The sequence below is a fragment of the Nocardia sp. NPDC058244 genome (genome assembly GCF_042882065.1).
GTDB lineage: Bacteria > Actinomycetota > Actinomycetes > Mycobacteriales > Mycobacteriaceae > Nocardia.
In genome coordinates, this window is sequence record NZ_JBHVWX010000002.1 from 666,908 (window position 1) to 690,430 (window position 23,523).

Annotated in this window: 21 protein-coding genes and 1 tRNA gene; 12 read left to right on the forward strand and 10 right to left on the reverse strand. The window is 70.5% G+C overall.

Annotated features, from left to right (window positions below; all coding sequences use genetic code 11):
* Positions 1-122: 122 nt before the first annotated feature.
* The 4 genes from ACFVW6_RS09300 to ACFVW6_RS09315 are packed head-to-tail and all read left to right on the forward strand — an operon-like array spanning position 123 to position 5,062.
* Complete coding sequence (locus ACFVW6_RS09300; RefSeq protein WP_378824705.1) at positions 123-1,538, forward strand: MFS transporter; 1,416 nt, start codon at positions 123-125, stop codon at positions 1,536-1,538.
* Positions 1,539-1,593: 55 nt separating this feature from the next.
* Complete coding sequence (locus ACFVW6_RS09305; protein ID WP_355283667.1) at positions 1,594-1,797, forward strand: heavy metal-associated domain-containing protein; 204 nt, start codon at positions 1,594-1,596, stop codon at positions 1,795-1,797.
* A gap of 20 nt (positions 1,798-1,817) precedes the next feature.
* The gene (locus ACFVW6_RS09310) at positions 1,818-2,747 is read left to right on the forward strand and encodes a hypothetical protein (protein WP_357341746.1); all 930 of its coding nucleotides are present in this window, start codon (positions 1,818-1,820) and stop codon (positions 2,745-2,747) included.
* A gap of 59 nt (positions 2,748-2,806) precedes the next feature.
* The gene (locus tag ACFVW6_RS09315) at positions 2,807-5,062 is read left to right on the forward strand and encodes a heavy metal translocating P-type ATPase (protein WP_378824702.1); all 2,256 of its coding nucleotides are present in this window, start codon (positions 2,807-2,809) and stop codon (positions 5,060-5,062) included.
* A 64-nt stretch (positions 5,063-5,126) separates the two neighbouring features.
* Here the strand turns inward: ACFVW6_RS09315 and ACFVW6_RS09320 are convergent, their stop codons facing one another.
* Positions 5,127-5,774 carry a hypothetical protein gene (locus ACFVW6_RS09320; RefSeq protein ID WP_378824700.1) on the reverse strand — a complete coding sequence of 216 codons (648 nt, stop codon included), beginning with the start codon at positions 5,772-5,774 and terminating at the stop codon, positions 5,127-5,129.
* Positions 5,775-5,881: 107 nt separating this feature from the next.
* Here ACFVW6_RS09320 and ACFVW6_RS09325 point away from each other — a divergent pair, with 107 nt between their 5' ends.
* Positions 5,882-6,541, forward strand: a complete 660-nt coding sequence (locus ACFVW6_RS09325) for a histone deacetylase (RefSeq protein ID WP_378824698.1) — start codon at positions 5,882-5,884, stop codon at positions 6,539-6,541.
* A 73-nt stretch (positions 6,542-6,614) separates the two neighbouring features.
* The gene (locus ACFVW6_RS09330) at positions 6,615-8,045 is read left to right on the forward strand and encodes a lipase maturation factor family protein (protein ID WP_378824696.1); all 1,431 of its coding nucleotides are present in this window, start codon (positions 6,615-6,617) and stop codon (positions 8,043-8,045) included.
* Positions 8,046-8,090: 45 nt separating this feature from the next.
* Here ACFVW6_RS09330 and ACFVW6_RS09335 read toward each other — a convergent pair.
* Positions 8,091-8,166 (reverse strand) — tRNA-Gly (locus tag ACFVW6_RS09335).
* Between the two features lie 119 nt (positions 8,167-8,285).
* A complete protein-coding gene (locus tag ACFVW6_RS09340; protein WP_355283545.1) occupies positions 8,286-8,660 on the reverse strand; it encodes a DUF6463 family protein in 375 nt (124 codons plus the stop codon).
* 181 nt (positions 8,661-8,841) lie between these two features.
* Between ACFVW6_RS09340 and ACFVW6_RS09345 the strand changes: the two genes are divergently transcribed.
* Positions 8,842-9,264, forward strand: a complete 423-nt coding sequence (locus ACFVW6_RS09345) for a hypothetical protein (RefSeq protein WP_378824694.1) — start codon at positions 8,842-8,844, stop codon at positions 9,262-9,264.
* Positions 9,265-9,279: 15 nt separating this feature from the next.
* On the opposite strand, the gene ACFVW6_RS09350 is transcribed toward ACFVW6_RS09345, so the two are convergent.
* Positions 9,280-10,134, reverse strand: coding sequence for an NAD(P)H-binding protein (locus ACFVW6_RS09350; RefSeq protein WP_378824692.1), 855 nt, complete (start codon positions 10,132-10,134; stop codon positions 9,280-9,282).
* A gap of 85 nt (positions 10,135-10,219) precedes the next feature.
* Here ACFVW6_RS09350 and ACFVW6_RS09355 point away from each other — a divergent pair, with 85 nt between their 5' ends.
* On the forward strand, positions 10,220-11,017 hold the full coding sequence (locus ACFVW6_RS09355) for a helix-turn-helix domain-containing protein (protein WP_378824690.1): 798 nt from the start codon (positions 10,220-10,222) through the stop codon (positions 11,015-11,017).
* 31 nt (positions 11,018-11,048) lie between these two features.
* On the opposite strand, the gene ACFVW6_RS09360 is transcribed toward ACFVW6_RS09355, so the two are convergent.
* Entirely contained in the window at positions 11,049-11,810 is a 762-nt protein-coding gene (locus ACFVW6_RS09360; RefSeq protein WP_378824688.1) for a lysophospholipid acyltransferase family protein, read from the reverse strand.
* A 41-nt stretch (positions 11,811-11,851) separates the two neighbouring features.
* Between ACFVW6_RS09360 and ACFVW6_RS09365 the strand changes: the two genes are divergently transcribed.
* The 4 genes from ACFVW6_RS09365 to ACFVW6_RS09380 all read left to right on the forward strand — a co-directional run bounded on the left by ACFVW6_RS09365 (position 11,852) and on the right by ACFVW6_RS09380 (position 15,275).
* Positions 11,852-12,796 carry a hypothetical protein gene (locus ACFVW6_RS09365; RefSeq protein WP_378824686.1) on the forward strand — a complete coding sequence of 315 codons (945 nt, stop codon included), beginning with the start codon at positions 11,852-11,854 and terminating at the stop codon, positions 12,794-12,796.
* A gap of 43 nt (positions 12,797-12,839) precedes the next feature.
* On the forward strand, positions 12,840-14,375 hold the full coding sequence (locus ACFVW6_RS09370; RefSeq protein ID WP_378824684.1) for a Rieske 2Fe-2S domain-containing protein: 1,536 nt from the start codon (positions 12,840-12,842) through the stop codon (positions 14,373-14,375).
* 189 nt (positions 14,376-14,564) lie between these two features.
* Positions 14,565-14,936: a hypothetical protein gene (locus tag ACFVW6_RS09375; protein WP_022566549.1), complete on the forward strand. Its 372-nt coding sequence runs from the start codon at positions 14,565-14,567 to the stop codon at positions 14,934-14,936.
* 36 nt (positions 14,937-14,972) lie between these two features.
* On the forward strand, positions 14,973-15,275 hold the full coding sequence (locus ACFVW6_RS09380) for an ArsR/SmtB family transcription factor (RefSeq protein WP_378825672.1): 303 nt from the start codon (positions 14,973-14,975) through the stop codon (positions 15,273-15,275).
* A gap of 35 nt (positions 15,276-15,310) precedes the next feature.
* On the opposite strand, the gene ACFVW6_RS09385 is transcribed toward ACFVW6_RS09380, so the two are convergent.
* The 5 genes from ACFVW6_RS09385 to ACFVW6_RS09405 all read right to left on the reverse strand — a co-directional run bounded on the left by ACFVW6_RS09385 (position 15,311) and on the right by ACFVW6_RS09405 (position 23,358).
* The gene (locus ACFVW6_RS09385; protein ID WP_378824682.1) at positions 15,311-16,354 is read right to left on the reverse strand and encodes a Gfo/Idh/MocA family oxidoreductase; all 1,044 of its coding nucleotides are present in this window, start codon (positions 16,352-16,354) and stop codon (positions 15,311-15,313) included.
* A gap of 66 nt (positions 16,355-16,420) precedes the next feature.
* The gene (locus tag ACFVW6_RS09390; RefSeq protein ID WP_387791233.1) at positions 16,421-18,349 is read right to left on the reverse strand and encodes a protein kinase; all 1,929 of its coding nucleotides are present in this window, start codon (positions 18,347-18,349) and stop codon (positions 16,421-16,423) included.
* Positions 18,346-20,202, reverse strand: coding sequence for a serine/threonine-protein kinase (locus ACFVW6_RS09395; RefSeq protein ID WP_378824678.1), 1,857 nt, complete (start codon positions 20,200-20,202; stop codon positions 18,346-18,348). The genes ACFVW6_RS09390 and ACFVW6_RS09395 overlap by 4 nt, the downstream gene beginning before the upstream one ends.
* Positions 20,203-20,218: 16 nt before the next feature.
* A complete protein-coding gene (locus ACFVW6_RS09400; RefSeq protein ID WP_378824676.1) occupies positions 20,219-21,382 on the reverse strand; it encodes a hypothetical protein in 1,164 nt (387 codons plus the stop codon).
* A gap of 83 nt (positions 21,383-21,465) precedes the next feature.
* Positions 21,466-23,358 (reverse strand): protein kinase, encoded by a 1,893-nt coding sequence (locus tag ACFVW6_RS09405; protein ID WP_378824674.1) that lies wholly within the window; start codon positions 23,356-23,358, stop codon positions 21,466-21,468.
* Positions 23,359-23,523: the final 165 nt, after the last annotated feature.

Genomic DNA, 23,523 nt, shown 5'->3' on the forward strand with positions numbered 1-23,523 from the left:
ACCACCGTGTGGGCCGGGCTTTCACCTGCCGGAATCCTTTCCGCCGGAGTCTTGACAGGTTAATACCCTAGGGGGGTATGGTACCGACCACGAGACGCTCTCCGCTCGAAAGGACGAAAGTCGTGACTACGCAATCGCAATCCACCAGGAAGTGGTGGGCGCTGGCGGTGATCGCCGCAGCGCAGTTCATGGTCATCATGGACACCTCGATCATCGGGATCGCGCTGCCGAAGATGCAGGCCGAACTCGGCTTCACCCCCGGCAATCTGACCTGGGTGTTCAACGCCTACGTGATCGCCTTCGGCGGGCTGCTGCTGCTCGGCGGCCGGCTCTCCGACCTGCTCGGCGCGCGCCGGGTCTTCCGGGCGGGCTGGCTGGTCCTGGCCGTGGGGTCCGTGCTCGCCGGTGCCGCGGGCACTGTCGGCCTCGAGCTCGCGGGCCGGGCGATCCAGGGCGCGGGCGCTGCACTGATCGCGCCCTCGGCGCTGACCCTGTTGATGATGCTGTTCGGCGGCTCACCACAGGAACTCACCAAGGCGCTGGCCGTCTACGGCGCGGCCGCGCCCGCCGGTGGCACCGCGGGCGTGTTCCTGGGTGGCGTGATCACCGAATACATCAGCTGGCCTTGGGTTTTCTACATCAACATCCCGATCGCGGTGCTGGCCCTGATCGCCGTTCCGCTGCTGATGCCCGCCGCCCCGGCGCGCAAGGGCTCCATCGACATCATCGGATCCATCACCGTGACGGCCGGTTTGGCGGCCGCGGTGTACGCGATCGTGCAGGCGCCGGAGGCCGGCTGGGCCTCGGGGCAGACCTGGGGTGTGCTGGCGCTGGCCGCCGCGCTGCTGGCCGGCTTCGTCATCCTCCAGTCGCGGCGGAGCGAACCGCTGATGCGGCTGAGCATCTTCCGCGCGCCGAACCTGGCCGCCGCCAACTTCGCCCAGTTCGCGCTGGCCGCCGCCTGGGTGCCGATGTGGTTCTTCCTGAACCTGTACCTGCAGCAGGTGCTCGGCTACAGCGCGTTCCCCTCGGGCGCCGCGCTGCTGCCGATGACCACGCTGATCATGCTCGGCATGGTGGTGCTGGCCCCGAAGGCCATGCAGCGCTTCGGCGCCAAGCCGATGATCGTCACCGGCCTTATCGTGCTGGGTCTCGGCCTCGGGATCATGTCGCTGGTGCGGCCGACCGGCAACTTCTGGGTCGACGTGCTGCCCGCCTCGCTGGTGGCCGCGGGCGGTATGTCGCTGGCCTTCATCCCCTCGCTCGGCACCGCCATCTCGGCGGCGCGACCGGAGGAGGGCGGCCTGGCCTCGGGCATCGTCAACGTCAGCTACCAGGTGGGTTCCGCGCTCGGCCTGGCCGCGATGACGGCGGTCGCCGCCGCGTTCGGCGCCGGCGAGCTGGGCGACGCCACGGCACTGACCGACGGCTACTCGGCGGCCTTCCTCGGCGCGGGGCTGCTGGCCCTGGCCGGTGCGGGCATCACCGCCGCGGTCATGCGGGCTCCGGCCCCGGCCACCGCCGACGCGACCGTTTGACAAAATACCCTAGGGGGGTATGGTAATGATTGAGATCGAGAACGAGGAGACCACCATGAGCACCACCACTGTCACCGTCACCGGCATGACCTGCGGTTGCTGCACCAACAAGGTGCGCGACAAGGTCGGCGCGCTGCCCGGCGTCACCGGCGTCGAGGTCGACCTGGCCACCGGCTCGGTGGCGATCGACGGCACCGCACCCGACCGCACCGCCCTCGCCGACGCCGTCACCGCGGCCGGCTTCCAGCTCGCCGACTGAACCCGAAACGGAGCATCCCGATGAACGCAACAGGCAAGTTCGCCGGATTCACCCTCGGCCTCGCGGCGGTCTTCGGGATCGCTCTGGCCGCCGGTGCCCTGGTCGGTCCGGAACCTTCCGAACCGGCCGGGCACGGCGAGCACGAGACCGCGGCGGCACCGTCCGCCGACCTGCCCGGCGGCCTGCTCGCCTCCGATCAGGGCTACACGCTGGCCATCGACAAGCCGAACACCACGACCGCGGCGCAGGCGCCGGTGAGCTTCCGCATCCTCGACGCCACCGGCGCACCGGTCACGAAGTACGTGACCAGCCACGACAAGGATCTGCACCTGATCGTGGTGCGGCGGGACATGGCGGGCTTCCAGCACGTGCATCCCGTGCTCGATCCGGCGGGCACCTGGTCGGTGCCGCTGAACCTGAGCCGGGGCGGTGACTACCGGGTGTTCGCCGACTTCACCCCGGCGGGCGGGTCGAACCTGACCCTCGGCGCCGACCTGCGCGTCGCGGGCAACTACGACGTGCAGGCGCTCCCTGCCCCCGCGGCCACCGCGCAGGTCGGCGAGTACACCGTCGCGCTGAACGGCACGGTCACCCCGGGCGCCGCCTCGAACGTGACGCTCTCGGTGAGCCGCAACGGCACACCGGTCACCGACCTGCAGCCCTACCTCGGGGCCTACGGCCACCTGGTCGCCCTGCGCGCGGCCGACCTCGCCTACCTGCACGTCCACCCCGAGGGCGCGCCCGGTGACGGGGTCACCCCCGCCGGTCCCGGCATCGACTTCGTGGTGAACGCGCCGAGCGCGGGCGACTACCGCCTGTTCCTCGACTTCCAGCACCAGGGCGTCGTCCGGACCGCGGAGTTCACGGTGCGGGTCGCCCAGCCGGACGCGACCGGCGCGAGCAGCCCGGCCCCGACGAACGCACCGGCCGAACCCGGCCACGGGCACTGACGTAGCCCACCAGCAATCCCTCAGCAAGAATCGATACCAGGAACGAAACGGAGCACCCCATGACCACCGTGACGCAACCACCGGGCACCGGCCAGGTAGAACTGGTGATCGGTGGCATGACCTGCGCTTCCTGCGCGAACCGGATCGAGAAGAAGCTCAACAAGCTCGACGGGGTCACCGCGACGGTCAACTACGCGACCGAGAAGGCCAGGGTCGACTTCACCGGCGACGTCTCCCCCGAGGAGCTGATCGCCACCGTCGAGCAGGCCGGCTACACCGCGGCACTGCCGGCGCCGAAGCAGGCCGAGCCCACCGAGGACGCGGCCGCCGAGCCCGACCCGACCGCCTCGCTGCGCACCCGCCTGCTGGTCTCGCTGGTGCTCACCGTCCCGGTCATCGCGATGGCGATGATCCCCGCGTTGCAGTTCACCAACTGGCAGTGGCTCTCGCTGACGCTGGCCGCCCCGGTCGTCGTGTGGGGCGCGCTGCCCTTCCACAAGGCGGCCTGGACCAACCTGAAGCACGGCACCGCCACCATGGACACGCTGGTGTCGATGGGCACGCTCGCCGCCTTCGGCTGGTCGCTGTACGCCCTGTTCTGGGGCACCGCGGGCACGCCGGGCATGAAGCACCCGTTCGAGTTCACCATCGCGCGGATGGACGGCACCGGCAGCATCTACCTGGAGGCCGCGGCGGGCGTCACCACGTTCATCCTGGCCGGGCGCTACTTCGAGGCCAGGTCCAAGCGGCGGGCCGGTGCGGCGCTGCGGGCGCTGCTGGAGCTGGGCGCCAAGGACGTCGCCGTGCTGCGCGACGGCGTCGAGACGCGGATTCCGGTGGAGCAGCTGGCCGTCGGTGACGAGTTCATCGTGCGACCCGGCGAGAAGATCGCCACCGACGGTGTGGTGACCGAGGGCAGCTCGGCGGTCGACGCCGCCATGCTGACCGGCGAATCGGTGCCGGTCGAGGTCGGCGCGGGCGACGCGGTGACCGGCGCGACCGTCAATGTCGGCGGACGGCTCCTGGTGCGCGCCACCAGGATCGGCGCCGACACCCAGCTGGCGCAGATGGCCCAGCTCGTCGAGGACGCCCAGACCGGGAAGGCCCAGGCCCAGCGCCTGGCCGACAAGATCTCCGGCATCTTCGTCCCGATCGTCATCGCGCTGGCCGTCGGCACCCTCGGCTTCTGGCTCGGCACCGGTGGCGCGATCGCGGCGGCCTTCACCGCCGGCGTCGCGGTGCTGATCATCGCCTGCCCGTGCGCCCTCGGCCTGGCCACGCCGACCGCGCTGATGGTCGGCACCGGGCGCGGCGCCCAGCTCGGCATCCTGATCAAGGGCCCCGAGGTGCTGGAATCGACCCGCAAGGTCGACACCATCGTGCTGGACAAGACCGGCACCGTCACCACCGGCAAGATGACCCTGCTCGACGTGCTCCCCGCCGAGGGCGAGGAACGCGGCCGGGTACTGGAACTGGCCGGCGCGCTGGAACACTCGTCGGAGCACCCGATCGCCCAGGCGATCGCCAAGGCCGCGCAGGACGAGTTCGGTGAACTGCTGCCGGTGGAGGGCTTCGCCAATGTCGAGGGCCTCGGCGTGCAGGGCGTGGTGAACGGTTCCGCGGTGATCGTCGGCCGGGCCCGGCTGCTGGCCGACTGGTCGCAGCCGCTGCCCGCGGCGCTGGAAACCGCCATGGCGGAAGCGGAGTCGGCGGGCAGGACCGCGGTGGCCATCGGCTGGGATGGCAAGGCGCGCGGCGTGCTCGTGGTCGCCGACGCCGTGAAACCCACCTCGGCGCAGGCCATCGCGCAGTTCCGCGCACTCGGCCTGACCCCGATCCTGCTGACCGGCGACAATGCCCGCGCGGCCCGCACCATCGGCGACGAGGTCGGCATCGACGAGGTGATCGCCGAGGTGCTGCCGCAGGACAAGGTCGACACCGTCAAGCGGTTGCAGGCCGAGGGCAAGGTCGTCGCCATGGTGGGTGACGGCGTCAACGACGCGGCCGCCCTGGCCCAGGCCGATCTGGGCCTGTCGATGGGCACCGGCACCGATGTCGCCATCGAGGCCAGCGACCTGACCCTGGTCCGCGGCGACCTGCGCGCCGCCGCCGACGCGATCCGCCTGTCCCGCCGCACCCTGGCCACCATCAAGGGCAACCTGTTCTGGGCCTTCGCCTACAACGTGGCGGCCATCCCGCTGGCCATGGCGGGCCTGCTCAACCCGATGCTGGCCGGCGCCGCGATGGCGTTCAGCTCGGTGTTCGTGGTGAGCAACAGCCTGCGGCTGCGGCGGTTCAAGTCGACGGCGCAGTAGTCGCCGACAGCCGAAGGGGCGTCATCCGGATCTCCGGGTGACGCCCCTGCTCGTTCGTCAGGGGTCAGTAGGCGATTTGGTAGTCCGCGGAGATGGTGAAACCGCCGCCCGCGGCGTCGCAGCGGATGCCCTGCTGGCTGGAGGTGCAGGCTACGCCGCGCACGACGAGCGTGTCGCCGTAGTGCAGGGTCGCGCCGCCGCCCTTGTTGGTGCCGTCGACCGGCTCGCCGACGAAGATGCCCTGGCTGGTGCACAGGAATTCCGATTTGCCCGCGTAGGTGTGCACGGCGACCTTGCGGTTGGGGGCGTCGACGCAGTCGGGGAGTTCGGGCGGAAGGACATTCGCGTGGGCGAGCTGACAGCCGACGCCGAATGGGGCGTCGGCGAGGATGCCGCACATGATGTTGCCGGTGGGCGATTGGAAGTAGAAGCTGTCGCGCTGCTGGTAGTCGCGGGCGTCGACGGTGGCGTCGTCGCGGGACGGCATACCGGTGGGCACCGGGCCGGTGCTTCCCGAGCCATTGGGCACCAAAATCTGCCCTGACGGGGGGTTCGGCACCCAGATATCGGGGAGGATTTCGGGCGCGCTCGGCTGGATGACGGTGGTCGCGCTCGGCGGAGTGGTCTGCGCGGTCGAACCCTGGTCGCCGGCACAGGCGGCCAGTCCCCCGGCCAGCGCCACCAGCGCAGCCACCACGATTGCTGATCTCATTGGAACTCTCCCCTCGATGTCCTCCCGACCCATCGAAGGAAGAATCGACGACAGGAGCGGATTCGTTTCCTACGCTCAGGGAACCGTGACCCACCCGAGGTGAGCCCGTGACCACAGCTCAGCACGTCTGGTACGCCGCGTACGGCTCCAACATGCACGCCGCGCGGTTCGCCTACTACCGCGACGGCGGCACCCCGCCGGGCACCGCGCACACCTATCCGGGTTTTCGCGACCGCACCCCGCCGGCCGCGATCACGCCGCTGACCCTGCCGGGGAGCCTGTATTTCGCCTGGCGGAGCCAGGTGTGGACCGGCGGTGTCGCCTTCTACACCGATCGCCCGGCCACCGGCTGGCCGACCGGCGTCGCGGCCAGGGGGTACCTGCTCACCGTCGGCCAGTTCGGTGATCTGCTCGCCCAGGAGATGTACCGGACACCGAGCGCCGACTTCGATCTCGCGCCGGTTCTGGCGGCGGGCTCGGTCGAGCTCGGTCCCGGCCGATACGAGACCGTCCTGCACGTCGGGACCGCCGACGGCGCGCCGATTCTCACCTGCACCGCGCCGTGGCGACCGGAAACCGTTGACCTGCAACGCCCATCGGCCCGCTACGTCGGCATGATCGCCGCCGGTCTGCGCGAATCCCACGGCTGGGACACCGACCGGATCGTCGGCTATCTGTCGACGCGGCCCGGCATCGCCGCCCGCTGGCCCGAACCCGGCCTGCGTGCCGTGGTGGCCGGCGGACCCGGCCTCGACCTGCCCGAATGACGGACGACGTTTCGCCGGACGATCATCGGGTAGACAATCGAACCAGGGAGCATGACCGTCCGGGAGCGGATGCATGGACTGGTTCACGGCGCCGGAGTACTGGCAGGGCAGGCTGATCTTCCAGCGTGGCCTGGCAGTGATCTACGCGCTCGCGTTCCTCGGCGCCGCGCTGCAATTCCGCGCGCTGCTCGGCGAGCGGGGAATGCTGCCCATCCCGCGCTTCCTGGCGCGCACCCCGTTCCGCCGGGCGCCGAGCCTGTTCCAACTGCGCTATTCGGATCGCGGCTACGCCGTGGTGGCCTGGTCGGGCGTGGCCGTCGCGGTCGCCGTCGCCGTCGGGGCCGCCGATCTGGTGCCGCTGTGGGGGTCGATGGCGCTGTGGTTCGTGCTGTGGGTGCTGTATCTGTCGGTCGTCAATGTCGGGCAGGCCTGGTACGCCTTCGGCTGGGAATCGCTGCTGCTCGAGGCCGGTTTCCTGGCGATCTTCCTCGGCAACGACACCGTCGCGCCGCCGCTGCTCGTGCTGTTCGCCGCGCGCTGGCTGCTGTTCCGGGTGGAGTTCGGCGCCGGGCTGATCAAGATGCGCGGCGACCGGTGCTGGCGGGATCTGACCTGCCTGTACTACCACCACGAGACCCAGCCGATGCCCGGCCCGCTGAGCTGGTTCTTCCACCATCTGCCCCGGCCGCTGCACCGGGTGGAGGTCGCGGCCAATCACTTCGCGCAGCTGGTGGTGCCGTTCGGGTTGTTCGCGCCGCAGCCGGTGGCGAGCGTGGCGGCGGGCATCGTCATCGTCACCCAGCTGTGGCTGGTGCTGTCGGGCAATTTCGCCTGGCTGAACTGGGTGACGCTGCTGCTGGCGACCACGGTGGTCGACGGGCGGTTCTACCCGATGCTGCCCGACGCGCCCGAGACGCGGCCGCCGCCGGTGTGGTTCGCCGGCGCGGTGGTCGCCTACCTCGGGCTGGTCCTCGTGCTCAGCTATCGGCCTGCCGTCAATCTGCTCTCGTCGCGGCAGGCCATGAACGCGTCGTTCGAGCCGTTGCACCTGGTCAACACCTATGGCGCCTTCGGCAGCATCACCAAGGTGCGGCACGAGATCGTGCTCGAGGGCACCGACGCGGCCGAGCTCACCCCGGAGACGGAGTGGCGCGAGTACGAGTTCAAGGGCAAACCGGGCGACCCGCGCAGCGTGCCCCGGCAGTGGGCGCCGTATCACCTGCGCCTGGACTGGCTGATGTGGTTCGCCGCGCTGTCACCGGCGTACGCCAGGGGCTGGGCGGTCCCCCTGGCGCGGCGCCTGCTCCGCAACGACCCCGACACCCTGCGCCTGCTGCGGCACTGCCCCTTCCCCGACGCGCCGCCGCGCTACCTGCGTGCCCGGCTCTACGAATACCACTTCAGCTCGCGCGCCGAATTGCGCCGGGACCGGATCTGGTGGCGGCGCAGACTGATCGGCGACTACCTGCCGCCGATGGCACTCGAGTGGATCAGTCGGCGCTGAGAACGTGAAAAGCCCGGCTCGACATACTGTCGACCGGGCTATTCGTGGAGCGGATGACGAGATTCGAACTCGCGACCCTCACCTTGGCAAGGTGATGCGCTACCAGCTGCGCTACATCCGCACGCCGTGCGAGGCCCGTTCCGGGATCGCCGGGGGCTTCGTCGTGCGAGAAGGAACTTTAGCGCGTCGGCGGCGAAAAACGAAATCCCTGCGCACCGCCGACCGGCGGCGGCGGTGAGGTCAGCGGGGTGCGCGCCGGATACCGATCAGCAGCAGGACCGAGGCGGCCGCCGCCAGCACCCAGGGCGCGGGCTCGAAGATCAGCGCGCAGCAGACGGTCCAGACCAGCAGCGACCAGGCCAGGAACGCCGGCGGGGCGATCGCGCGCCGGTCGAGCCAGACGATCAGGCAGCCGAGGAGCAGCAGCGGGACCCCGAAGCTGCCGGGACCCATCCAGAACGCGCCGATGGCGGGCGGCAGCTCGGTGATGTCGGCGTCGGGCAGCCACAGCCCGAAGGTGAACCACTCGCCGTAGTGCCGGTGCCCGAGCAGGGTCGCGGCGACGACGTGCGCCGCACCGAGGAACGCGAGCACACGTCCGGCCCAGGTGATCATGACTGCCTCCAGCAGAGTTACGAAACTCTCTATATCGAAACTGATAGTTTCGTATACTGCCACAGGTCCCGCTCGCCCGCACCCGATCCACCGTTAAGCGCGCACCAAGAATCCGGAATCCCCTGCCGGGAAGGCTCTTTCCCAGCCCGGTGGACGCCATCGGGCACGAGGGAGGAACGGGATGAAGACTCTGGGGCTGATCGCGGCGGGCGTCGCCGCGACCACCGTGGCCGTCATGGGCGCCGGTCCGGCGCACGCGGACTTCACCGACGCGGTGGAGTTCACCGACAGCGGCGAGAACGTCGAAGAGGGTGAGTTCGGCGAGTACGCGATCGACCGGAACAATCCGGGCTCGTGCCTGGTGGTGCAGAACCACACCGGCGGCCGGGTGACCGTGCGGCTGAATTATCCGACCAGCCAGGGCAAATGGACCTTCGCCCACGACGACATCGGCGTGCTCACCCGCAACAACCGGGTGGTGACCTCACCGTCCGGGCGCTGGAGCGTGCGGACCAACCCGCCGATCGTGTTCCACTGGGTCTACGACGGCAACCTCAACAACCGCAAGGGCTGCAACGGATCCTGGGTGCTGACCATGAACTGATCCGGCGACGGCCGGTCACGGATGCGCGAAGGCGCTCCGATGATCGGCGGCCCACTCGGCGTAGCCACGGGAGGCGCGGCCGAGGATCTCGGCGACATCGGTGGTGACCACGGCGTTGTGGCCGTCACGGATGAAGTTCTGGCCGATCAGCGACCCTTCGACGAAGGCTGGTGGCAGTCCGGCGGCGGTCATGAAGGCGCGGGCGTCGGCCGCGGCGATATCGGTGACGGCGATCGGGCGGCCGAGGATCTCGGCGAGCTCGGCGGCCTGGTCGCGGGTGGTCTGCAGGGTAGGGCCGGTGAGGGTGTATGTGCGGCCGTGGTGCGCAGGATCGCGCAGCGCGGCCGCCGCGACCTCGGCGACGTCGCGGGGGTCGACCACGGCCTGTCGGCCGTCGCCGGTGAGGTTCGGTACCGGGTGGCCGTTGCGCAGCGGTTCGATCCAGCTGAAGGTGTTGGACGCGAAGGTGTTGGGGCGCAGGATCGTCCATTCGAGACCCGAGGCGCGGACGGCGTCCTCTCCCGGCACATGCCAGGAACCGGGACCGGCGAGGCGGGGATCGCCGGTCCCGATGGCCGACAGTTTCACCACCCGGCGCACACCGGCGGCGCGCGCGGCGGCGACCAGCGCGGCGTCGACGCCGGTGTCGTCGGGGCCGGGCACACCGTTGAGGAACGCGGCCTCGATGCCCGTCATCGCGGCGGCGAAGGTGTCCGGTTCGCGGTAGTCCACCCGGACCGCGTCGACGCCGGCCGGGAAGTCCGCGGCCGCCAGGTCGCGGGCGGTCGCCCGCACCGGTACACCGTCGGCCACGAGGTGCCGGAGAAGATTGCTGCCGATGGTGCCTGTCGCACCGGTGATCAGGATCATGCGACGAGCATGACAATTCCCCTGCCTGCGGCTATAGGAGAAATCGGCACAGCCGAACCGGGCCGCGGGCCCTACTGTTGACCGGGTGAGCACGCAGTATCTGACCTCGGCGCAACTCGAGTCCACGGTGGTGACACCGGAATCGCTGCGGCCCTGGCTCACCGAGCTGACCAGCACGCCCGTCTACGACGACCACACCAGGCCGTTCGCCCATCCGCCGGTGGCGTCGACGACGGTTGTGCTGCGCACCGAACCCTCCGGCAGGCGACGGGCTTTCGTCGTCGGCGCGCAGACCAAGGCGGCGTACTCGCGCGCCGAGGAGCCGGCGGGCTGCGTGCGATTGCGCCTGGCCCCCGGCGTCTCGCGCCCCCTGCTCGGCGTCGCCGCGGGCGAACTCACCGACCGCGTGGTGCGCCTCGACGACCTGCCCGGCCCGCTGGGTACCGCCGCGAGCGAACTGACGCGGCTCCCCGCCGACGAGGCCGTGCGCTACCTGGAAGACCTACTGCCGCATCAGGTCTCCGAGACCGCGACCGAGCGCGCGCATCGCCTCGTGTTGCGCGAGGCGATCTCGGCGCTCACCGCCGACGTCGCCCCTTCCGTCCCCGATCTCGCCGCCCGGCTCGCGGTCAGCGAACGCCAGTTGCGCGCCCTGTTCGCGACAGGAATCGGCGTCTCCCCCAAGCATTTCGCCCGCATCGACCGCGTCCGGCGGGTCCTCGCCTACGCGGGCGACACGCCGTGGTCCCATCTCGCGGCCGACACCGGCTACTACGACCAGTCCCATCTCACCGCCGATTTCCGCACCATCATGGGCGTCCCACCGGCGGCCTACCTGCACGGCAGGCTGCCCGCGCCGACCCGCTGCCGGCTACCGCGCTGAGCGCGCGGCCCCGGTAGCGAGTCGGCCGGGATCAGGCTTCCGGCTTCTCCTGCCGCTCGGCCTTGCGGGCGAAGCGCTCGGCGGCCTCGGCGTCGTCGAGCGCCGTGGCCTCTTCGAGGGTCGGAGCGCTGCCGCCGAGGCGACGCGGGACCCAGTAGGCGCCCGGCTCGTGTTCGTAGGACTCCTGGAGGTCGGCCAGCAGGCCCTGCATGGTGGTGCGGAGCTGGGCGGTCAGCTCGGCGGCGGGCTCGTACGGCTTGATCGGGGCGCCGACGGCGATCGAGATGGGGGTGTTGGTGCGGCCGAGCCGCTTCGGGAAGCCCTTGGTCCAGACGCGCTGGGCACCCCAGATGACGATCGGGATGATCGGGACGTCGGCCTCGAGCGCCATCCGGGCGGCGCCGGACTTGAATTCCTTGATCTCGAAGCTGCGGCTGATGGTGGCCTCGGGGTAGACGCCGACCAGCTCGCCGTCGCGCAGGTACTTCACCGCCGATTTGTAGGAGTCGGCGCCCGCGGTGCGGTCCACCGGGATGTGTTTGAGGGCACGCATGATCGGGCCGGAGATGTTGTTGTCGAACACCTCCTGCTTGGCCATGAACCTGATGTAGCGACCAGGCGTGCGGGCGGGCAGTCCCGCGTAGGTGAAGTCCATGTAGCCGGTGTGGTTGATCGCCACCACGGCGCCACCGGACGCGGGGATGTTCTCCGCGCCCTTCACGGTGAACTTCAGACCTTCGAGGAAGAAGACGGTTCGGGCCAGGCCGATGATCGACCGGTAGACGGGTTCCACAATTCAGCTAGCGTAGTCGCAGATCGTGCCACGGCCCAGGAATGAGGAACGTCGTAGTGGAACGCGCGCAGCCGCCCCTGCTTGCTCTGCCCCGTCCCCGCCCGCACCGCGCCGTCGCGCTGGCCGCGGGTCTCACCGTCACCGCGGCGCTGATCGCCGGGTGTGATTCGGTCTCCGGCATCCCCGGCGACGATCCGGCGCCCGCCGACACCACCACCGCGACGACGACCGCGCCGCCGTCGACCACGTCCACCGCCACCCAGGCGATCGCCCCCGGCGAACCAGCGCCGGGCAAGGCCACCGCCCTGCCCCCGCTGCCCGCCGACGCGCCGCAGGTCGGCGCGGTGCCCGGCAACGCCGACGCCGTGATCGCGGTCCGCCGCTGGGCCGCCGACCTGCAGACGAGCACTCCCGCCGAACTGCAGGCCGAGTGCTGGACCATCCCGCCGCGCACGGTCACCGACATGTACGCCGACCCGCAGTCGATCCTCGCCGCGCTCAGCCAGCCCGGCACGGCGACCGCCGACACCGTCACCTGGCGCAACCGCACCACCACCGTCACCGTGGACCGCGAGGCCATCGCCTCCGGGTACGCCTGCGGCCGGGTGTTCGCGGCGGGCGTCGAGCCCGGTTACGACGAGGCCGATGCCCGGCACACCGTCCGCCGGTACCTCGCGCGCGCCACCGGCAAACCGCTCGACCCGGCCGACGTCGAAGCCACCCATCCGCTGACCTGCAAGGCGACCCTCACCACCTGGGACCCGCAGGGCACCGGCAACCCCACAGCACCCCCGCTGACCAGCGACTCGGGCAAAGTAGGCAATGTCACCTCCTACACCGGTGAGGAGCTACGATCCGACCAGGTTCGCGGCGACTACCTGGCAGTTCACGTCCCGGTGACCACCTCGCCGGGGGGCACGCGGATGCGGACTTTCACCGTCGTACCGACCGCCGAGGGCTACTGCATCGGTGACGTAACGATTTAGCCACTACCCTGGTTGGCTGGTACTGGTAGGAGGAAACAAGCTCGTGCAGATCACCAGCGTCGGACACGCAGGCTTCCACATCCGAACCACAGCCGGGACGATCCTGTGCGACCCCTGGGTCAATCCCGCGTATTTCGCCTCGTGGTTCCCGTTCCCGGACAACTCCCAGCTCGAGTGGGAGTCGCTCGGCGATGTCGACTACCTGTATGTCTCCCACCTGCATCGCGACCACTTCGACGCCGCGCACCTGCGCAAGTACGTCAACAAGGACGCGACCATCCTGCTGCCGGACTACCCGGTGCCGGATCTGCGCCGTGAGCTCGAGGCGCTGGGCTTCACCAAGTTCTTCGAGACCGAGGACTCGGTCAAGCACACCGTCACCGGGCCCAAGGGTTCGCTCGACATCATGATCGTGGCGCTGCGCGCGCCCGCCGACGGCCCGATCGGCGACTCCGGCATTCTCATCTCCGACGGTGAGACCACCTGTTTCAACATGAACGACGCGCGCCCGGTGGACATGGACGTCATCCACGACGCGTTCGGTGACATCGACATCCACCTGCTGCAGTACTCGGGCGCCATCTGGTACCCGGCCGTGTACGACATCCCGGCCCGCACCAAGGCCAACTTCGGCAAGCAGAAGCGCCAGCGCGGCATGGACCGCGCCCGCTCCTACATCGAGCAGGTCGGCGCCACCTGGGTGGTGCCCTCGGCCGGTCCGCCGGTGTTCCTCGACGACGAACTGCGCTACCTCAACGACGATCGCGGCGACGAGGGCAACATCTTCCCCGACCAGATCGTGTTCCTCGAGCAGATGGAGATCCACGGCAACGCCGGCGGCGTCCTGATGATCCCTGGCTCGGTCGCCGATGTGCGCGGCAAGGAACTCGACCTCGCGCACCCCTTCGATCCGGACCGGATCTACGGCGACAAGGCCGCCTACATCGCCGAGATGGCCGAGCGGTTCGCCCCGGTGCTCGCGGCCGAGAAGGCGTCCTGGGAGACCGGCGAGGGCTCGCTGCTCGAGCCGCTGCGCGAGCTGTTCGAGCCGATCATGAAGCAGTCCGCGCTGATCAGCGACGGCATCGGGTACCCGGTCGGCCTGGTCATCGGTGACGAGACCGTGGTGCTGGACTTCCCGCATCGCACCGTCCGCGAGCCGATCGAGGGCGAGGGCCGCTACCGCTACGGCTTCCGGATCGCCCCCGAGCTGGTCCGCACCGTGCTGCGCGACAACGAGCCGGACTGGGTCAACACGATCTTCCTGTCCACCCGCTTCCAGGCGTGGCGCATCGGCGGCTACAACGAGTTCCTCTACACCTTCTTCAAGTGCCTCACCGACGAGCGCATCGCCTACGCCGACGGCTGGTTCTCCGAGGCCCACGACGACTCCGCCGTCACCGAACTCGACGGCTGGGAAGTACAGCGCCGCTGCCCCCACCTCAAGGCCGATCTCTCCAAATTCGGTGTGGTGGAAGGCAACAACCTCACCTGCAACCTGCACGGCTGGCAGTGGGACCTGGAATCGGGCCGCTGCAAGACCTCCAAGGGCCACGAACTGCGTTCGCGCAAGCTCTGACCCGAACGCCGAACGGGCGGGACGACTTTCGTCCCGCCCGTTTCGTCTGTCCACCCGCCTGTCCACTGTTTGCATAACTTGCAAACTGCCAATCTTCGGACAATTCCGAGTCGATTCGGCCGACGGAACGGCGCCGAGCGCCTAGCGTCACCATCGACGATCAACCGCTCCGATTCGGAAGGAAATCCCTTGGCGGACATGGACATCGCACTCAAGGAAATGATGCTGCTCGATGGCGCGCTCGGCGCCTGCATCGTCGACTACACCAGCGGCATGACCCTCGGCGCGATCGGCGGATCCAAGACCCTGGACCTACAGGTCGCCGCCGCGGGCAACACCGAGGTGCTGCGCGCCAAGGTCCGCACCATGGAGCAGCTCGGCATCGATGAGGGCATCGAGGACGTGCTCATCACGCTCAGCGGGCAGTACCACCTGATCCGGCCGTCCAAGGCGCGCCGGGCCAAGGGCCTGTTCCTCTACCTGGCCATGGACCGCACCCGCGGCAATCTCGCGCTCGCTCGCCGTCGCCTCGCCGACATCGACGCAGAGCTCGAGATCTAGCCGTCCGTGCCGGGGACACAGCGGCCGCTCTATCAGATGAAGGCCGACTTCTTCAAAACCCTCGGGCACCCGGTGCGGATCCGCGTGCTGGAGTTGCTGAGCATGCGGCCGCACGCCGTCGCGGAGATCCTGCCCGAAGTCGGCGGCGAGGCGGCGACCCTGTCCCAGCAGCTGTCGGTGCTGCGCCGGGCCGGATTGGTGACCTCGCGCCGGGACGGGCAGTCGGTCACCTACGCACTCACCTCACCGGGGGTCGCCGAGCTGCTCGCGGTCGCCCGCGGCATCCTGACCGGAGTGGTCGCGGTGCAGGTGGAAGCGCTCACGCCCGCGGACCGCTGATCACCGTTCCCTGACCTGGCCCGGATCACTCCAGGTCAGGGCTCGTCCCGGCCCGCCACCTGCACGGCGTACTCCAGGATGCGCAGGGTCTGCACGGCGTCGCGTGGGTCGATCGGGACCGGGTCGTCGTCGAGGAGGGCGGCGGCCATGCCTGCGTAGAAGGCCGGGTAGTCGCCGGGCACGGTGGGAACGGCACGAAGGTCGTCGCCCGCGCCGAAGGTGCCCCACCGCTCGGGTGGGACTGTGCCCCATGGCTTTCCGTCGCCGGGGCGGCGGCCCGCGCGCAGGTCGTCTTCCTGCGGGTCGAGGCCGTGCACCGTGTAGCCGTTCGTCGAGCCGAGGACGCGCAGGCGGGGGCCCAGTTGCGGGGTGACGGCGCTCATCCACAGCTGCGAGCGCGTTCCGGAGGCGTGGGTGAGGGCGAGGAAGGCGTCGTCGTCGGCGTTGACGCCGGGACGGCGGCGGTCGAGTTCGGCGTAGAGCTCGGTGACCGGGCCGAACAGGGTCAGCGCCTGGTCGACCAGGTGACTGCCCAGGTCGAACAGGATGCCAGCGCCCTCGGCGGCGTCACCCACCTCACGCCAGCCACCCTTGGTGACCGGGCGCCAGCGTTCGAATCGCGATTCGAACCGGCGCACCTCACCGAGTTCACCCTCCGCCAGCAGCGCGCGGACGGTCAGGAAGTCGTTGTCCCAGCGGCGATTCTGGAACACGCTCAGCGCCAGCCCGGCCGCCTCGGCGGCCGTCACCACCGCGTCGGCGTCGGCGGAGGTCACCGCGAACGGTTTGTCGACCACCACCGGGAGCCCGGCGGCCAGCGCCAGCAGCGCCAGCGGCGCGTGACTGCGATTCGGCGTGGCGATCACCGCCAGGTCGATGCCCGCCGGATCGGCGAACAGTTCGTCGGCGTTGCGCACCACCCGCACACCCGGATGCTCGGCCCGCGCCCGCTCCGCCCGCTCCTCGGACGAGGTGACCACCGTCGCCACCCGCAACCGTGGATCGGCCGCGATCAACGGCGCGTGGAACACCGAACCGGCCAAGCCGTACCCGACTACCGCTACCCCGAGCTGGTCCATCGCTGTCCCTTTCGTGGTGGGTTCCGGGGTCGAGTATGCCCCCGGGGCCGACGGCGGACGGGGATCTCAGCGGTTCGGCAGCTTCTCCGCGACGGAGCGCAGGACCTCGGCGGCGATCGCGCAGTAGTCCTCGCGCATGCCCTCGGCACCGTGCACCGTGACCTCGACCGTCTCCTTCTCGGACCGGGGGGCGAGGTAGGCCCTGGTGCACATGGCCTTCGTGCTGGTGGCCTGGTCGACGTAGAGCCGGTACCCGTCGACGGATACCGTCACCTGCTCGTTGCCCGAGGTGTACCTGCTGCTGCTGACGAGTTTCAGGCTGAGCTGCACGCTGCCGTTCAGCTGACAGGTGTGCGCGTCCGCGACCGTCGGCGCGGGCGCCAGCGCGCCGATCCTGGCGGCGACCAGCTCACGATCGAGCAGGGTGCACGGCTCGACCAGCGCCAAGGACGACTCCTGGTGCGCGGCGCGCGGCGCGGACGACAGCGACCGAGCGATGTTGGCCGCGACGTAGTCGATGCCCTCGCACCCCTTGACGCCACTCGGTTGATGGAGGGTGATGACGATGCCCGACGGACCCTCCGCGCCCGGACTGGCGATGGCCCTGGTGCAGCCGGCCGCACTGCCGTCGATGATCGGCACACCGTCGACGATGGTCTGGTTCGGCGTCAGGTACATGTCCTCGGTGCCCAGCTCCAGGCTCAGCGAGGTCCGGTTGGAGGTGGCGTAGCAGCCCCAGGTCGTGGACGTGTCCAGCTTCCAGGTGTCGGCGGCGAGCGGTGTCGGCGCGACCGGGACGGCGTCGCCGATGGCCTTGCCGAGCCAGGCGCACGCGTCGGTCTGGCGCAGCTGGGCGAGGGTCAGGCCGGTCACCGGCGCCGGTTCGCTCGCCGGTCTGGTGGCCCAGTAGGCGAGGCCACCGACCACGAGCAGCAGCGCCGCCAGCCCGCCTGCCAGCGCGCTCCGGATTTTCGGGGTTGCCGCGTTCCAGCGGCGCAGGCCGGATCGCATCGCCCGCCTGCTCGTGTCGAGCGCGGTCTGCCCGACACCGGCGAGCACTTCGGGCAGCGGCCGCGGCGGGGGCGCCACCGGCGCGACGACCGGCGGCAACCCGGCGAGCAGGGCGGACACCTGGTCATGCTGACGACCGATGTCGTCGAGTACCGGCGCGGGCCAGGGCGGGGCTGCGGCGGGCGGACCGCCGAGGTACTCCAGCATCTGACCCGGCGTCGGCCGGGCCGCCGGGTCCTTGCGCAGGCACGCGGCGATCAGCTCGTACAGCGGTTCGGGTACCCGGCTCAGATCGGGCTCGCGCTGCGCGATGTTGAACAGGATGTACGGCACCGACGGCGCGGTGAACGGCGCGCTGCCGGAGGCCGCGAAGGCGAGCACCGAGCCGAGCGCGAACATGTCGGCGGCCGGGGTGATCGCCAGCCCGAGCGCCTGTTCGGGCGCGAGGAAGTCCGGGGTGCCGAGGGCGGTCACGCTGCCGGTCGTCGGCGGTCCGGCGACCGGCGTGATGCCGATCTCGTTGAGCCGTCCGCCCTCGCGTGCCAGCAACACCGAGTCGGCCCTGAGCCGCTGATGGACCAGGCCGGCGGCGTGCACGGTCCGCAATGCCGAGGCCAGGGCCGCGGCGAGCGCGCGGACGGCGGGCACCGGCAGCGGGCCGTGCTCGGCGACCGCGCGGTCGAGCCGCACACCCGGCACGAATACCGAGGCGAGCCAGGGCTTGTCGGCATCGGCGTCGACATCGATCACCGTCGTGTTGCTCGCGCCCGAGACCCGCATCGCGGCGACCGCGCTGTGCCGCAGCCTGATCCGGAATTCGGGCTCGTCGACCAGTTCGGCCTCGGCCTGCCGCACGACGACGAGGGAATCGTCGGGGCCCGCCGCGAGCAGCGAGCGGAAACCCGCGGTCGAGTCGAGGGCACCGATGACGCGGTAGCGGCCGATGGTGTCCGGTTCGCCGGGGCCGCGGGGATGAATCGTCATGAGGTCGGCAACTTCGTGAGAACGGGCGCGAACAGGGTGGCCGCGGCATCGCACGGGCTCAACGGTCCCGGCTTGTACGCCGAGTACATGATGCGCACTTGCTCCGCCTGGTCGTCCCGGCTCGGCCTGGTCAGATAGGCCAGCTCGCAGTAGTTGACGTTCTCCGTCTGGACGTTCACCGTGCGCCCCGCGATCGTCCTGGTCGGCCGGACCTTGCCGCCGACCACGTGGTCGGGCCGCAGGCGATCGTCGAGGTCGAGCGCGACGTACCCTTCCCGCCCGTCCGCCACGCAGCCGTGCACCGTGCGGCCGCGGGCCGGGTCACCGGTCACCGAAGCGATGTCCGCGGAATCCAGCAGCACGCAGGGATCGAGCCGCAGCACCGAGTTCGCGGGGAGGTCGCGCAGCGGCGGGTTGACCGCGAGGCGGCGTACTACCGCGACGAGTCCACGTTCGACCGCCGGACAGGTGTCGCTGCCCTCGAAGGTCGACGAGCTCAAGGTCAGCGCCATCGGCAGCCCGCTCTGCGCCACGACCGAGCGGTCGCAATTGCGGGCTTCCTTGTTCCGGCCGAGCACCGGCATCCAGTTGATGGTGCTGCCCATCGGGGTCCTGCCCTTGATCTGCTCGACCGGCGAGCCGTTCTCGAGGGTGAGTTGCATCTTGCGACCGGACTGTTCGCGGTAGCTGAGGCTGCACGAGTGCACGCCATTCGGCACGAGTTCGCCGGTCGCCGTGCCGAGTTCACCGAGCACCGCCGGCTTCAGCAGCTCGCAGAGATCGAGCCTGCGGCTCTCGTCGACGGTCAGCGCGAGCGCTGGATCGTCCATCGCCACCGCGTTGCCCTCCACGCCGATGCCGACGATCGTGATGACGCCGAGCACCAGGGCCGACACCACCGCGGCCGCGACGACGAAGCGCGACATCGGCCGCTTCGGCTGCTCGACCGGCTCGGCGGCGACGGTCGCGGTGCCGTCGGCCCAGCGTGCCGCCTCGGCCTGGCATTCCGCGATCCGCCTGCGGATCCGGACCGGCCACACCGGCTCGGCCTCGATCCGGCTCGCCGCGTCGAGCAACTGCTCCGGGGTCGGGCGCGCCGCCGGGTCCTTCGCCAGGCACGCCTCGACCAGCGCGCGGATCGGCGGCGGGATGGCCGTGGTGTCCGGCGCGGTGTAGAGCACGTTGTAGAGCACCTGCGGCGTCGACGCGGCCTCGAACGGGCTGACCCCGGTGGCCGCCATCGCCAGCACCGCGCCGACCGCGAACACGTCGGAAGCCGGGGTGAGCGGTTGGCATTCGGCCTGCTCGGGCGACATGTACGCGGGCGAGCCGAGCACCGCACCGGTGGCGGTGAGGGCGACATCGTCCTCGAGCGCTTTGGCGATGCCGAAGTCGATGACCCGTGGGCCGTCGTTGGTCAGCAGGACATTGCTCGGCTTGAGGTCACGGTGCACGAGGCCGGTCCGGTGGATCTCGAGCAGCGCCATCGCCAGCCCGGTGGCCAGTAGCTTGAGCCCGCTCACGGTCAGCCGGCCGTACTCGCCCACCATCTCCTGCAACGAGGGGCCCGCGATGTATTCCGAGGCCAGCCAGGGTGTTTCGGAGTCGGCGTCGTGGTCGACGACGCCTGCCGTGTAGGCCCCGGTGACCTGCTGGGAGGCGAGCACCTCGCGCCGGAACCTGGCCCGGAACTCGGGGTTCCCGGTGAACTGATGGTGGATCTGCTTCACGGCGATCAACCGGCCGTCGGGGCCTTGGCCCAGCAGCACCTGCCCCATGCCGCCCCGGCCGACCACGGCCAGCAGGCGGTTGCGGCCGAGCCGATCGGGATCCCGTGGACCCAGTGGTTTCATCGCTCGTCTCCCCGTCTCACCGGGATCCGCTCAGCAACGCGTACTGCGCGACCGCGAGTTGCCGGACATCGGTTTCCTGATTGCTGTAGACGCGGGCGACGAATTCGTCGCGGCGGACCAGGCAGGCGAACCGGCGGGCGGCGCTCACCTCGGTATTGGGCCGCGCCGCGCGATAGCACGTCACCCCGCCGAGCCCGGACACCTCGCCGATCGCCGTGTAATCGGCGGCCAGCAGCGCCTTCTCCTCGGTCGCGGCGTGCGTCTGGGCGGCACTCGCGTCCCGCGCCCGATGCAGGAACTTGTTGTACGAGACCGCGACCGCGTCGATCGAGCTCGCTTCGAAATCGCGCAGCCGAGCCGCGGGCTTGTCGAGGAGCAGGGCGTAGGTTCGCGGCCCGTAGATCATGAAATCCCAGCGGTCCGGCCAGTATTCGCCGGTCTTGACCACCCGGGTGAGCAGGTGCGCGCTGTCGAGTTTCAGGGTCGGCAGGTCGGCGGCCGAGGTAGGGACGAAGCCGTCGAGCTCGGTCAGCTGGGCGCGGTAGGTGCGGGTGAGCAGCTCGGTCAGCACCTCGGGTCGCGGGTCGACGACCTTCGCGTACACCCGGATCACCAGGTTCTTCCACACCAGCCAGCTGCCGACCGTCGGCACACCGGGCCGCCAATGGCTCAGCGAGGCAGGGTAGTCGGGCAGCGGCAACGGCGCGTTCTCGGTGTTGGCGCCGAAATCCGCGGCGGCCATCGCCTGCGCGGCGGCACCGGCCTGCTCCGCGTCGGGCAGGGACAGGATCGTGATCGACAGCAACTTGTGCTGCTGCTCGTTGTCGGAGCGGCCGTTGCTGCCGATCGCGCCGAAACCGGCCAGCACGTCGAAGGGTTGCAGGGCCGATTGCTGCACACCCGAGAGCAGTTCGTCGACGCCGCGCGCCCCGACGACCACGCCGCCGCCGTCGCCCTCGACCAGATCCGGGTCGACCCGGTCGGCGAACAGCAGCCGCTCCCCGATGCGCACCGATTCCACCAGCGAACCACGCACGCGGCTCGGCGCGTCGTCGAAGTCGCCGGGGACGGGCTCCAGGGCGTAGCCGCCGTGGTCGGCCTCCGCGGCATCGTCACCGCACGCCGAGGTGAGCAGCGCGAGCGACAGCAGCGCCGCGAGACAACGCGACCGGTAACGCACGAATGATCCCCTCCGACCAGCGGTCTGACCGCCGGACCCCTCCCGAACTCTGCCGTGAAACTATCACCCGGCTATCGGCGCCGCTACTGCGCGGGCAACCTGCCGACGGCTTGCTTCACCAGCGGGTCGGCGATCTCGCACAGCTGGGCCGTGCGCAGGCTCGGATCGCTCACCAGGATCTCGACGACCTCGGTGAAGGTCTGGCCGACCTTGCGGTAGCGGTAGGTCCGGCGGCATTCGGACGCCGGGGCGGTGATCTCGCCGGACTTCTCGACCAGGATGCCGTCGCCGATATCGATCGTCTCCTCCGCCATCGAGGTCTGCCGCTGTCGTGGCTGTGCCAGCGTGACCCGCACGCTGGTCGTCCCCGGCCAGTGGCAGGTGTGTGCCGACACCGGGGCACCGGCGCCGAGTCGCGCGAAGGCCGCGTTGTCCACCAGGGCACAGGGATCGACCGAGGCCAGCGAGCGCTGCGCGGCGGGATCGGCCGACAGCCCACCCAGCGACGCGGTCAGCCGGTCGACGACCTGGTCGGCGAGGGCGCAGTCGTCACGGGTGAAGGTGTCGACGGTGATCCCCCAGCGCGGGCCGCTCGCACCGCCGCCCTCGATCGCGAAGGCGCAGTCGGCACCTCGGCGAGCCACCGCGTAGCCGTTGACCACCCGCTCGTTCGGCTCGAATCCGTCGATCGCGGCGCCGATTTCGACCGCGACGCGCGCGGCTCCCGAGGTGCCGTCGCAGCCCCAGCTCGACGTCGCCTGCCAGCGCCAGGACGACACATCGGTGGACGCCTTGGCCGCGGCGGCGCTCGGCAGGGTGGTGCCGAGCGCCTTCGGCAGCCAGGCGCACGTGTCGACGCCGCGCAGCTGGTCGATGCTCGGGAGGGTGGCCGTCGGCGTCGCGGTCGGGGGCGTCGCTTCGCCGCCACGCAGCACGACCGCGGTGAGCCCGGCGGCGAGCACCACCGCCACCGCCACGGCGAGCCCCACCCGCAGTGCGGTGCGCCGCTTCCTGGCCGGCGCGGTGGGCGGTGGTGCGGTGGGTGCCTGGGGAATCGCGAGGTCGGCCGGAATGATCTGGGTCGCCTCGGGATCCGAGGTGAGCGCCACCAGATTCCGGATCTGATCGGCGATTTCGGTGTGGATCGGCGCGGGCCAGGGGTGCGGCTGCACTGGGAGGACGCCGAGATAGTCCAGGATCTGGGCGGGGGTGGGCCTGGTCTGCGGGTCCTTGCGCAGACACCCCGCGATCAGCTCGCGCAGCGGCGCGGGAACCTGGTCGAGCTGGGGTTCGCTGTGGACGATGTTGAACAGGGTGTACGGCGCGGAGGTGGCGGCGAACGGGCTCTGTCCGGTGGCCGCCATGCACAGCAGCGAACCGAGGGAGAAGACATCGCTAGCCAAGGTCACCGGCTCGCTCATGGCCTGCTCCGGTGACATGTACGCGGGCGAGCCGACAACGGCGCCGACCTCGGTGAGCGCTCCGGAACCCACGGCGTGGGCGATGCCGAAATCGATGACCCGGGGTCCGTCGGCCGCGAGGATCACGTTGGCGGGCTTGAGATCACGGTGCACCAGGCCGGTGGCATGGATCGAGTGCAGGGCCGAGGCGAGGCCGGAGGCGAGGGTGCGCAGTGCAGGAACCGGCAGCGGGCCGAGTTCGCGAACCGCGCGATCCAGCGGGACACCGGCGATGAACACCGAGGCCAGCCAAGGTGTTTCGCCGCTGGTGTCGAAGTCGACGACCGCCGCCGTGAACGCGCCGGACACCCGGGCGGAGATGGCGACCTCACGCTCGAAGCGCGCCCGGAACTCGCGGTCGTCGAGCAGGTGGGCGTGGATCTGCTTGATCGCGACGAAGCGCCCGTCCGGCCCCGTGGCCAGCAGCACCCGCCCCATCCCGCCCGCGCCGAGCACACCGCGAATCCGGTACCGGCCGATCATCGTCGGTTCGCCCGCCGCCAACGGCTCGATCACTTCGGCACTCCCCCACTTCACTCCCGCCGCGGCGGGCGAGCCGGTCCGTTCAGCCCGGCTCGGTACGTTCGCGAGCAACCTAACACCCACGCCGACAGCGCGGTTCACCCGTGACGACCCGGCCGGAACGGCGCAGCGTGGTAGAGCCGGACCGCAGCTCCGTCG